General features: G+C 75.5%; 9 protein-coding genes. 7 read left to right on the top strand and 2 right to left on the bottom strand.

The window, feature by feature from the left end; genetic code table 11:
• The first annotated feature begins 41 nt into the window (after positions 1-41).
• The 3 genes from G339_RS0114385 to G339_RS0114375 are packed head-to-tail and all read left to right on the top strand — an operon-like array spanning position 42 to position 4,055.
• On the top strand, positions 42-2,291 hold the full coding sequence (locus G339_RS0114385) for an MDR family MFS transporter (protein ID WP_026341441.1): 2,250 nt from the start codon (positions 42-44) through the stop codon (positions 2,289-2,291).
• Positions 2,292-2,307: 16 nt separating this feature from the next.
• Positions 2,308-3,555, top strand: a complete 1,248-nt coding sequence (locus tag G339_RS0114380) for a glycosyltransferase (protein ID WP_026341440.1) — start codon at positions 2,308-2,310, stop codon at positions 3,553-3,555.
• Positions 3,552-4,055 carry a DinB family protein gene (locus tag G339_RS0114375; protein WP_019631775.1) on the top strand — a complete coding sequence of 168 codons (504 nt, stop codon included), beginning with the start codon at positions 3,552-3,554 and terminating at the stop codon, positions 4,053-4,055. Before G339_RS0114380 ends, G339_RS0114375 begins: the two co-directional genes overlap by 4 nt.
• A gap of 343 nt (positions 4,056-4,398) precedes the next feature.
• Here G339_RS0114375 and G339_RS0114370 read toward each other — a convergent pair whose 3' ends face one another.
• The gene (locus G339_RS0114370) at positions 4,399-4,806 is read right to left on the bottom strand and encodes a VOC family protein (protein ID WP_019631774.1); all 408 of its coding nucleotides are present in this window, start codon (positions 4,804-4,806) and stop codon (positions 4,399-4,401) included.
• Between the two features lie 56 nt (positions 4,807-4,862).
• On the opposite strand from G339_RS0114370, the gene G339_RS0114365 reads away from it, so the two are divergent.
• The 3 genes from G339_RS0114365 to G339_RS0114355 all read left to right on the top strand — a co-directional run bounded on the left by G339_RS0114365 (position 4,863) and on the right by G339_RS0114355 (position 7,586).
• Entirely contained in the window at positions 4,863-5,318 is a 456-nt protein-coding gene (locus G339_RS0114365) for a MarR family winged helix-turn-helix transcriptional regulator (protein WP_019631773.1), read from the top strand.
• A gap of 211 nt (positions 5,319-5,529) precedes the next feature.
• Entirely contained in the window at positions 5,530-6,210 is a 681-nt protein-coding gene (locus G339_RS0114360; protein ID WP_019631772.1) for a response regulator transcription factor, read from the top strand.
• Entirely contained in the window at positions 6,207-7,586 is a 1,380-nt protein-coding gene (locus tag G339_RS0114355) for a sensor histidine kinase (protein ID WP_019631771.1), read from the top strand. Before G339_RS0114360 ends, G339_RS0114355 begins: the two co-directional genes overlap by 4 nt.
• Here G339_RS0114355 and G339_RS0114350 read toward each other — a convergent pair.
• On the bottom strand, positions 7,564-8,040 hold the full coding sequence (locus tag G339_RS0114350; protein WP_019631770.1) for a macro domain-containing protein: 477 nt from the start codon (positions 8,038-8,040) through the stop codon (positions 7,564-7,566). The genes G339_RS0114355 and G339_RS0114350 overlap by 23 nt on opposite strands.
• Before the next feature lie 124 nt (positions 8,041-8,164).
• Here G339_RS0114350 and G339_RS0114345 point away from each other — a divergent pair, with 124 nt between their 5' ends.
• Complete coding sequence (locus G339_RS0114345; protein WP_019631769.1) at positions 8,165-11,101, top strand: right-handed parallel beta-helix repeat-containing protein; 2,937 nt, start codon at positions 8,165-8,167, stop codon at positions 11,099-11,101.
• The last annotated feature ends 18 nt before the right edge of the window (positions 11,102-11,119 follow it).

Below are 11,119 nucleotides of genomic sequence, written 5' to 3'. Positions count from 1 at the left end.
ACGTACTCCCGCAGGTCGCGGGGTGCCACCGCGCAACCAACGTGACCCGGGGCCGATACCGATGGGCGCTGGCGGTCGTGGCCGTCTCCGCATTCATGATCACCATGGACAACACGGTGGTCGCGAACGCGCTGCCCAGCATCCAGCGCGATCTCGGCATGGACAAGTCCGCCCTCGACTGGGTCGCCACCGGTTACATCCTGATGTTCTCCTGCCTCATGATCGCGGGCGGGCGGATCACCGACATCTACGGGTGCCGGACGGCGTTCGTCTCCGGAATGGCGATCTTCACGGGCGCGTCCGCCGTCTGCGGCCTCGCCTCCACCGACACGCTGCTGATCTGCGGGCGCATCGTGCAGGGCGCGGGCGCGGCGCTCGCGCTCCCCGCGACGCAGGTGATGATCACCGTCGGGCGTACCGACAAGCAGCGCTCCCTCGGCACCATCGCCTGGGTGAGCGCCGCGGGCGGCGCGACGGCGCTCGGCCCGACCATCGGCGGGTTCATCGTCCAGCACTGGCACTGGGGCTGGATCTTCCTGATCAACATCGTCCCCGGCGTCCTGGTCATCCTGCTCGGCCTCGCCGTGCTCACCAGCAAGGGCGAGAACAAGGACGCGCGGGTGGACCTGCCCGGCGTGCTGATCTCCGCGACGATGCTGTTCGCGCTCGTCTACGCGCTGGAGACCGGACGCCACCAGGGATGGACGGACCCGGCCGTCCTCGGCGTCCTCGCGCTCGCGGCCATCGCGTTCGGCTGCTTCGTGCTCGTCGAGCGGTGGGCCCCCGACCCCATGATCAACATGCGGTTCTTCCGGAACCGCGTGTTCGTCGGCGGGCTGCTGTCGCAGATGCTCTGGGGCATCGGGTTCAACGGCATGATCTTCTACGCGGCGACGTTCCTGCAGCGCTACCTCGGCTTCTCGCCGCCCAAGGCCGGACTCGTCATGCTGCCGTCCGCGATCGTCGTCATGCTCATGACGCCCGTGTCGTTCTGGGTCGCCGCCAAGCTCGGGCCGCGCATCGCCATCGGCGGCGGCATGGCGATGATGGCCGGCGGCATGGTGCTGTTCTCGATGATCCAGCGGGACTACGGGTTCGGCGACCTCATGCCGGGCGTGCTCGTCACCGGGTTCGGGTCCGCGATGTGCATGCCGCTGGTGATGTACGTCCTCAAGGCCGTGCCGGAGGACCAGGCGGGCGTCGCGAGCGGAATCCTCAACGTGATCCGGGAGATGTCGGGCGCGTTCGGCATCGCGATCCTCGGCCTGCTCATCCACGACATCCCGCAGGACGGCGCGAACGACGCGACGCTGGAAGGGTTCCGGCACGGGATCTCGGGCGCGCTGGTGCTCGGCGCGGCGCTCGTGCTCGTCGGCGCGGTCATCAGCGGGCTGACGCTGCCGTCGCGGCGCGGCTGGATGGGGCCCAAGCACGGGCGGCGGCGCGCGCCCGCGCCGGTCGCCGCCGAGCCCGTGCTGTCGCCGGTGCCGAGCATCGCGCCGCAGCCGCCCGTGCAGGGCGAGCCCGGCGAGCTGGTCGGCGCGCACGCACCGGCGGACGCGCGGGCGCACGTCCCGGCGGGCGCGGCGGTCCCCGCGCTCGGCGGCGCGCCCCGCCGCGAACCGGTCTCGGCGCGCGCGACGCCCTACGGCGGCCTGCCGAGCCGTCCGCACTCCGACCTGCCGTGGGACGCCGAACCGTCCCCGTGGCGCGACGCCCCCGTCGCCCGGCAGCCCCTCCCCGCCCCCGCCGCGGATATCAACAGCCCTGTGGACAACGGCGGCGGCTTCGGCCGGGGCGACGGCGCGCCCGCCGGGACGCCGCGCGCGGTCGGGCAGGACGGCCGTCCGCCCGCCGACGTCCCCCCGACGCCCGGCGACGCTTCGCGCGGGTTCGACCTGGGTAGCCGCATACCGGCGGTCCCGCCCGCCGACGAGCCTCGCGGCGCGGACCGGGTTCCGCCGGGCCACGACCCGCTGGCCGGGCTGCCCGCGGACGAGCCCGGCGCGGACGGCCCCGCCCGCGAGCCCGGCGCGGCGCGGATCGAGACGCTGCGCGTGTCCAGCCGGGGCGGGTCGGACACGCCGGACCCCGTGGGGGCCGAGCCGGTCGGCGCGCTGCCGCCCGAGCCCGGGCCGCCCTCCGCGCCGTGGTGGCAGCGCGAACCGGCGGAGCCCGCCGAGCCCGCGGCGTGGCCGCCCCCGCCGCCCGAGGGCTGGTACTCCCCGTACATTCCCGACGACGTCCCGCGCGCGCCCCGCCCCGGGCACGACCAGCCGGACACCTGGTGACAGGAAGGCCGACCCCGTGAGCCGCACCGTTGTGATCTTCGCCGCCGGATCGCGGGGCGACATCCAGCCCTGTGCGGCGCTCGGCCGCGCGCTGCGCGAGCGCGGCGACACCGTCCGGCTCGTCGCGAGCGCCCGGTACGCGCCGCTCGCGCACGCCGCCGGGCTGGAACTCGCGCCGCTCACCGCCGACCCCACCGAAATCCTGGACTCCGACGAGGGCCAGGAACTGCTCGCGGGCGGCCGGAACCCGGTGCGGTTCCTCGGCGGCTTCCGCCGCATCCTCGGCCCGCTCGCCGAACGCCTGCTGGCCGAGTGCGCGGACGCCTGCAAGGGCGCCGACCTCCTGCTCGGCCCGACGCTCGGCTTCCTGCCCGCGCACCTCGGCGAGCATCTGGGCATCCCGTGGGCGCTCGTCCACTTCCAGCCGAGCCAGCCGACCGGCGCGTTCCCGCACCCGTTCGTCCCGCAGGCGCGGCTGCTCGGCCCGTGGGCGAACCGCGCGAGCTTCGCCGCCGTCGACCAGCTCGCCTGGCAGTTCTCGCGCCCGTTCATCAACCCGTGGCGGCGCGGCGCGCTGGGCCTCGCCGCGCTGCCCGCGCGCGGGCCGATGCACCGGGTGCGGCGCGAGGGACGGCCCGTCCTCGCCTGCTTCAGCGACGCCGTGGTGCCGCGCCCCGCGGACTGGCCCGCGAACGTCCACCTCACCGGCTACTGGTTCCTGGACGAGCCCGCCTACGAGCCGCCCGCCGACCTCGCCGCGTTCCTGGACGCGGGACCGCCGCCGGTCTACGTCGGGTTCGGGAGCATGGTCGTCAAGGACCCGGAGCTGACGGACCTCACCGTCCGGGCGGCGCTGCGCCTCGCCGGGGTGCGCGGGATCGTGCAGGGCGACCCGGCGACGTCCGACGACGACGTCCTGGCCGTCCGCGACGTCCCGCACTCGTGGCTGTTCCCGCGCGTGGCGGCGGTCGTCCACCACGGCGGCGCGGGGACGACGGCGGCCGGGCTGCGCGCGGGCGTCCCGACGATCGTGTGCCCGTTCTTCGGCGACCAGCCGTACTGGGGCGAGCGCGTCGCCGCGCTCGGCGCGGGGCCGCGGCCGCTGCCGTTCCGCGCCCTCGACGTCCCGGCGCTCGCGTCCCGCGTCCGCCGCGCGACCGGCGACCCGTCGATCCGCGACCGCGCCGCCGCGCTCGGCGCCCGCCTCCGCGCCGAGGACGGCGTCGCCCGCGCCTGCGCGATCCTCGACTCCCTGACCGCATGACCCCCGACCAGCCCGCGCGCGGGGATCTGCGGCCGCCGGAGGTCGCGGCGGGTGAGCGGGCGACGTTGCGCGCCTTTCTCGACTACCTGCGGGAGGCGGTCGCGGCCAAGCTCGACGGGCTGCCGGACGACGTCCTGCGCGCGCCCGGCGTGGCGTCCGGGACGAGTCTGCTCGGGCTGGTGAAGCACCTCGCCGCCGTCGAAGACAACTGGTTCGGCTGGGCGTACGCGGGCGAGGGCGCGCGGCTGCCCGACGACGTCGCGCCCGGCCCCGGCGAGACCGCCGCGTCCCTGCTGGCCGGCTACCGGGACGCGGCGGCGCGCTCCAACGCCGTCCTGGACGCGTGCGCCGACCTCGACGCGCCCGGCGTCCGCTCACTGCGCGAGACGCCGCCGCCGTCGATGCGCTGGATTCTCGTCCATATGATCGAGGAGACCGCGCGCCACGCTGGGCACGCCGACATCCTGCGGGAACGCATCGACGGCGCCACCGGCCGCTGATCCCGGACACCGGTCGGCGGCCGACCCGTCCGGACCGCGCCGACCGGGTACCGACGTCGGCCGCACCGCGACGTGGGGCATCTGGTTGCGGGCAACCGGGTGCCGAGGTCGGCCGCGCCGCGCCGTAGGGCACCTGGCTGCGGACGGCCGACTGCCGAGGACGGCCGCGCCGCGCCGTAGGGGACCTGACTGCGGACGGCCGGGTGCCAAGGACGGCCGCGCCGCGACGTGGGACACCTGACTGCGGGCAACCGGGTGCCGGGGACGGCCATGCTGGGAAGGTCGGCCAGGTCTCACGGGCGCGGAGAATCGGCGCCTCGCCCGTCTTACCGCGCGACGGCCCTCAGTACGACTGGAGTTCGATCAGGTTGCCGTCCGGGTCGCGCAGGTGGGCGGTGCGCAGGCCGGGGCCCCAGGCGGGGCGGTCCTGCGGCGGCGCGGCGACGGTCGCGCCGAGCGCGGCCAGGCGTGCGGCGGCCGTGTCGGCGTCCTCGACGCGGAGGACGAGCATGGAACGGTCCCGTCCCGCCGGCGCGTCCGCGGAAGACCCCGGCGCGCCCACGGCCTCCGCGACGGATGCGCGGTCGAACAGCGACAGGACGGTCCCGCCGCCGAGATCCCACGTCGCGTAGCGCGCCTCCGGCAGCACCTTCACCGGGCGCACGCCCAGAAGCTCCAGCAGCGTGGCCTCGTAGAAGCGCGCGCAGGCGTCGAAGTCGTCAACGAGCAGCCGGGGGTACAGCGCGTCCATCCGCCCTCAATCCGTGGGTTAGATCCAATGATTGGTCGCACCCTACGATAGACGCCATGAGCGACGACCGACGCCTGCCGCCGCGCCTGCTCGGCGTCTCCGCCTACGTCCTCGCGCGCGTCGGCAGGCTCGGCCGCACCCGCATGGCCGACATGCTGCGCGAGCGCGGCCTGACGCTCTGGGACTTCGCGGTCCTGACCGCGCTGGACGACGCCCCGCCGTCCTCGCAGCGGGAACTCGCCGCGCAGTTCGGCATCGACCCGAGCGACCTGGTGGACGTCGTCGGCCGCCTCCTGGACCTGGGCCTGGCCGCCCGCGAGCGCGATCCCGCCGACCGCCGCCGCTACCTGGTCGCGCTCACCCCCGCCGGGCGCGCGGAACTCGACCGCCTCACCGACCGCGCCGCCGCCCTCGACGCCACGCTGCTCGCCCCGCTGACCCCCGACGAACGCACCGTCCTTACCGACCTCCTGGACCGCCTCCTCACCCACCACGACCCCCGCGCCGTCTGAACCCGCCGACCGTCCCCGCCAGCGCCCACCACCCGCCGACCGCCCCGCTCCCGCCCGTCCACCCGACCGCGCCGACGCGGCGGGAGAGCCGTCGAGGCGAACGCCCCCGGCCCGCGTTCTCAGCGTTCTCCCAGGTTTTCCCCGGCCGCCCACCGCGCCGACCCCGTTAGCGTGGGCACGACCTCGCGGGAAGGGGAACGTCCGGGCGGCTATGAGCGGGAACCAGCGGGTCCTCGTCGTGGACGACGAGGCCGGGATCAGGGACCTCATGCGCACGGCCCTGCGCTTCCACGGCTTCGACGCCGCCGTGGCGGGCACGGGCGCCGAGGCGCTGCTGGAGGCGCGCCGCCACCGCCCCGACCTGGTGCTGCTCGACGTGATGCTGCCCGACCTCGACGGCTTCGAGGTGTGCCGGATGCTGCGCGCGGACGGCGACGACGTCCCGGTCATCTTCCTCACCGCCCGCGACGCCCCCGCCGACACGGTGACGGGCCTGTCCATCGGCGGCGACGACTACGTCACCAAGCCGTTCTCCATCGAGGCGCTGGTCGCGCGGGTCCGCGCCGTGCTGCGCCGCGCCGCCCCGCACCCGCCGGACGAGGTGTTGCGCGTCGCGGACGTCGAGCTGGACTCCGCGACGTGGACCGTCCACCGCGCGGGCACCGAGGTCGACCTGTCCCCCACCGAGTTCCGGCTGCTCGCGCACCTGATGCGCAACGCGGGCCGCGTCGTCTCGCGCGCCGAGCTGATGCGGGACGTGTGGGGCTGGGGCGAGCACGGCAACCCGCAGGTCGTGGAGACCTACATCAGCTATCTGCGCCGCAAGCTGGACCCGCTCGGCCCGCCGCTCATCCGGACGCGCCGGGGCGTCGGGTACGCGCTGCGCCCATGACGCTCAACGCCCGCCTGCTGACCGGGCTCCTCGCGGTGGCCGTCGCGGGCCTGGCCGTGATGGGCCTGGTCTCCGCGCTGGTGCTGCACGACTACCTGATGGAGCGGGTGGACGGGCAGTTGCAGGCCGTCCGCGACCGGACCGTCTCCCGGCTGGTGCGGCCCGGCCCGGCCGAGCACGGCGGCGCGCCCGCGCTGTTCGTCGTGGCGGTCGTCCGCCCGTCGGGCGGGATCGACGTGCTGAGCGCGCCCGACGTCGATCCGGCGCCCGCCGTCGCGGAGCTGCGGCGGCTCGGCCCGGCCGGGGTGGGCCGCCGCGCCGCGCGGCTCCACCCGTTCTCGCTGCCGGGCCTGCGCGCGGTGGCGCGTCCGGCGCGGGACGGCGCGTACGTCGTCGTCGCGACGCCGCTGGACGAGGTGACCGCCGCCGTCCGCAGCCTGGTCGTCACCGAGCTGGTCACGGCGGCGGTGCTGCTCGCGGTGCTGGCGCTGCTCGGCCGCGGGCTGATCCGGGGCGGGCTGCTGCCGCTGCGGCGGATGGCGGCGACCGCGCACGCCGTCAGCGCGGGCGGCGACCTGCGCGCCCGGATGCCCGGCGCCGGCGACCGCGACGAGACGGCGCGGCTCGCCGCCGCGATCAACGTGATGCTCGACCGGATCGAGCGGGAGTTCTGGGCGCGCGCCCGCTCGGAGCGGCGCGTCCGCGAGTTCGCGGCGGACGCGTCCCACGAGCTGCGGACGCCGCTCACGACGATCCGCGGCTACGCGGAGCTGTACCGGCACGGCGCGCTCGGCCCCGCCGACCTGCCGGACGCGATGGGCCGCGTCGAGGCGGAGGCGGAGCGGATGTCCCGGCTCGTCGGGGATCTGCTGGATCTGGCGCGGCTCGACCGCGCGGCGGGCCTGCGCCCGGCCCGCACCGACCTGGCCGCGCTGGCGCGGGACGCCGTCGCGGACGCGTCCGCCGCCGCGCCGGACCGCGCGGTCGTCCTGGACGCGCCCGACACCCTCACCGCGACGGTCGACGAGGCCCGGATCAGGCAGGTGCTGGCGAATCTGCTCGCGAACGTCCGTGCGCACACGCCGCCGAGCACCACGGCGACCGTCCGTCTCGGCGCCGGACCCGGCCGCGTCGTCATCGAGGTCGCCGACGACGGCCCCGGGATGCCGCCCGCCGACGCCGCCCGCGCGTTCGAGCGGTTCCACCGGGCGGACCGCGCGGACCGCCCGTCCGCCGGGGCCGGGCTCGGCCTGCCGATCGTCGCGGCCATCGCCGCCGCGCACGGCGGCACGGCCGAGCTGGACTCCGAGCCGGGGGCGGGCACGACGGTCCGCGTCACGCTGCCCGCGTCCGTCAGTCGTGGTCGTAGACCGTGACCTCTACGCCCCGGTCCACCAGGTTCTGCTGAACCATCGGCTCGACCCGGCGCCAGTCCCCGCCCGCGAGCCCGCACCCGATCCGCGGCATGTGGACGGTCGCGCGCAGGTCGAGCGCCCGCGCGCCGACCTCGGCCAGGCACTCGTCGAGCGCGTCGTAGCGGATCGGCGGCCCCTTGCTGCCCGTCCGCGTGCCGTGCTGGGCGACCATGTTCGCGACGTGGACGTACCGGTCGACGCGGACGACCTGCACCGCGCCGAGCCGGAACCCGCTCCCCGGCCGCCCCCGGTGCCAGGCCCGGTACTCCTTCTCCGGCTCGGGCCAGCGCGCCGACAGCGCGAGCACGAACCCCTTCCCCCAGCCGCCCCGGTCGTTGCAGACGTGGGCGATGAGCTTGACGCCCTTGGCCTGCGGGACGGTCGCGTCCCCGCGCAGAAATCGGATGCCGCCCATATCGGGAAAACTAACCCAAGGCACCGACAACCAGGCGGCCTCGCGCGCCCCGCCCGCCGGGTGGGAGCATGGAATCCCCCGGCGGCGGCCGATCCCGGGGGGCGTCGAGGATCGGGAGGGCCGTTTGCTGCGTCTGGTCGTCTCTCAAACCGCGCCCCGAGCGTTCCGCACGGTTCTGGACGCCCTGCAGGCGCCGCTCCCCCCGTTCGGGCCGCGCGGCAAGCACATCTTTATCGAGCCCGGCCACTACCCGGGCACCGGTTTCCGCAGCGACGCCGACTTCATCCTCACCGCCGTCGCCGGGCCGGGCACGGTCACGCTGGACGGCGCGACGGACGTCACGATGCGCCTCGCGGGCCGCGTCACGCTGCAGGGCCTCATCGTCCGGAACTGGAGCGAGGAGGGCAGCGCGCTGCGCGTCCCCGGCGGGAACGTCTTCGCCGAGCAGTGCGAGTTCGTGAGCCGCCCCGGCACGGTCGCGGTGAGCGTGTGGGACGGCGCGTCCGTCGCGCTGCGCGGCTGCAAGGTCAGCGACGGCGCGGTCGTCTACTCCAGCGCGACCGGGATTCTGGAGGACACAACCGTCCAGGGAACCCGCGACAACGCCGTCGCGCTGCGCACCGGTAGCGCCGTGACGGTGCGACGGTGCCGGGTCCTGGACGCGGGGTCGTCGGGGATCTGGGTCACCGAGGGCTCCCGTCCGATCATCGAGCAGACCACCGTGGCGCGGCCGGGGCACGCGGCGATCCTCGTGGACGACCGCGCCGAGGCCACCGTCCGCAACACCTCGATGGAGGAGTCCGAGGTGTGCGCGTTCGTCGTCCGCGACAACGCGACGGCGGTCCTGGAGGACTGCCGCGTCGCCGACGCGGGCCTGGAGGCGGTGTGGGTGACGGCGCGCGGCTCGCTGACGGCGCGGCGCGTCCTCGCCGAGGGCGGGCGGCGCGCGGGCCTGTGCGTGTCCGACCACGGGACGGCCGTGTTCGAGGACTGCGAGGTCCGCTCCACCGCGACGCACGGCATCGTCGTCGAGGACGCGACCGGCACCGTGTCCGGCGGCTCGGTGACGGGCGCGGGCGAGATGGGCCTGCGCGCGGTCGGCGGCGGACGGCTCACCGCGACGGGCACGGCGTTCAAGGACAACGGCGTGTACGGCGTCACCGTCGAGGGCGACGCGGAGGTCACGCTGCACGGCTGCTCGGTCGTCGGGAACGCCGACCGGGGGATCGTCGTCGCGCCGTCCGCGCGGTTCACCGCGACGGATCTGGTCAGCGACGGCAACGGCGGCCCCGACCAGATCGGCGGCGACCCGGCGGAACGGCACGTCAAGACCGGCATGAAGACCGGCACCGCGTCCGTCCCGGCGACCGGCGACCAGGAGCCCGACGAGTCGGTAGAGCCCACCGGCGAATGGCTCGCCGAACTAGACGCGATGATCGGCCTGGCGTCCGTCAAGCAGGAGATCCGCAAGATCGTCAACCTGCAGAAGGTCGCGGAGCGGCGGCGACGCGCGGGCCTGCCGCCGGGCCCGTCGATCAGCCGCCACATGGTGTTCGCGGGCCCGCCCGGCACCGGCAAGACGACGGTCGCGCGGCTGTACGGCGGGCTGCTGTCGGCGCTCGGCGTCATCGAGAAGGGCCAGGTCGTGGAGGTCAGCCGCGGCGACCTGGTCTCCGACAACGTCGGCGGCACCGCGATCAAGACGCGGGAGGCGTTCGACCGGGCGCGCGGCGGAATCCTGTTCCTGGACGAGGCGTACGCGCTGGCGCGCCCGGCGGGCGGCGGCCCCGACTTCGGCCGCGAGGCCATCGACACGCTGGTCAAGCTGATGGAGGACCACCGCGACGAGGTCGTCGTCATCGCGGCGGGCTACTCGGCGGAGATGCGCGAGTTCCTGTCGGCCAACCCCGGCCTGAAGTCGCGGTTCTCCCGGACGATCGACTTCGCGAACTACACGCCGGACGAGCTGGCCGAGATCACCGAGGCGCACGCGGTCCGCGACGGCTACCGGCTCGCGCCCGAGACGCGCGCCGCCGTCGCGCAGCACTTCACCGGCGTCCGCCGCGACGCCGGGTTCGGCAACGGCCGCGAGGCGCGGCGCGTGTTCGAGGCCGCCGTCGAGCGGCAGGCGCAGCGGCTCGCCGAGGGCGACCCGTCGGTGGAGGAGCTGACGCTGCTGCTCCCCGAGGACCTGGACGTCGCGTCGGGCCTCGCCGCGCGGTTCGGCGAGGCGCGCGACTCCGAGCAGGTCGCGGCGGTGCTGGAACGGCTCGTCGCGCTCGTCGGCCTGGACGACGTCAAACGCGAGATCAACGACCTGCTCGCGCTGCTGGACTCCGCGCGGCGCCGCCGCCGCGCGGGCCTGGACGCGGACGCGATCACCGGCCACCTGGTCTTCGCGGGCCCGCCCGGCACCGGGAAGACGACGGTCGCGCGCCTGTACGGCGAGCTGCTGGCGGCGCTCGGCGTCCTCGCGCAGGGCCAGGTCGTGGAGGCCGCGCGCGTCGACCTCGTCGGCCAGTACGTGGGGCACACCGCCCAGAAGACCGCGGAGGTCTTCGAGCGGGCGCGCGGCGGCGTGCTGTTCGTCGACGAGGCGTACACGCTGTCGCGGCCCGCCGGGACCGGCCACGACTTCGGGCTGGAGGCCATCGACACGCTGGTCAAGCTGATGGAGGACCACCGGGACGAGGTGATCGTCATCGCGGCGGGCTACACCGCCGAGATGGAGGAGTTCCTGGCGTCCAATCCCGGTCTGGCGTCGCGGTTCGCGCGGACGCTGACGTTCGAGCCCTACGACGTGGACGGCCTCACGCAGATCTTCGCCGACAAGGCGCGCGCCGCCGACTACACCGTCCCCGAGGAGACCGTCGCGGCGCTGCGCCGCCACCTCGCGGCGGAGGCCGAGCGGTACCGCACCGGCAACGGCCGCGAGATCGACAAGCTGTTCCGCGCGGCCGTCACCGCGCACGCGCGCCGCACCGAGCGGCTGGCGGCCGAGGGCGAGGAGCCGACGCGCGAGCAGCTCAGCACGTTCACGCCGGACGACCTGCCGGTTTGAGCGTTCGCTCAAAGCATT

This window comes from Actinomadura atramentaria DSM 43919, from assembly GCF_000381885.1.
Classification (GTDB): Bacteria; Actinomycetota; Actinomycetes; order Streptosporangiales; family Streptosporangiaceae; genus Spirillospora; species Spirillospora atramentaria.
This window is presented reverse-complemented; position numbering and strand designations above follow the sequence as displayed.

Bases quoted from the DNA above. Each gene is read 5' to 3' on its own strand.
- G339_RS0114375 (WP_019631775.1), top strand. From the start codon at position 3,552: ATGACCCCCGACCAGCCCGCGCGCGGGGATCTGCGGCCGCCGGAGGTC.
- G339_RS0114370 (WP_019631774.1), bottom strand. From the start codon at position 4,806: ATGGACGCGCTGTACCCCCGGCTGCTCGTTGACGACTTCGACGCCTGC.
- G339_RS0114365 (WP_019631773.1), top strand. From the start codon at position 4,863: ATGAGCGACGACCGACGCCTGCCGCCGCGCCTGCTCGGCGTCTCCGCC.
- G339_RS0114360 (WP_019631772.1), top strand. From the start codon at position 5,530: ATGAGCGGGAACCAGCGGGTCCTCGTCGTGGACGACGAGGCCGGGATC.
- G339_RS0114355 (WP_019631771.1), top strand. From the start codon at position 6,207: ATGACGCTCAACGCCCGCCTGCTGACCGGGCTCCTCGCGGTGGCCGTC.
- G339_RS0114350 (WP_019631770.1), bottom strand. From the start codon at position 8,040: ATGGGCGGCATCCGATTTCTGCGCGGGGACGCGACCGTCCCGCAGGCC.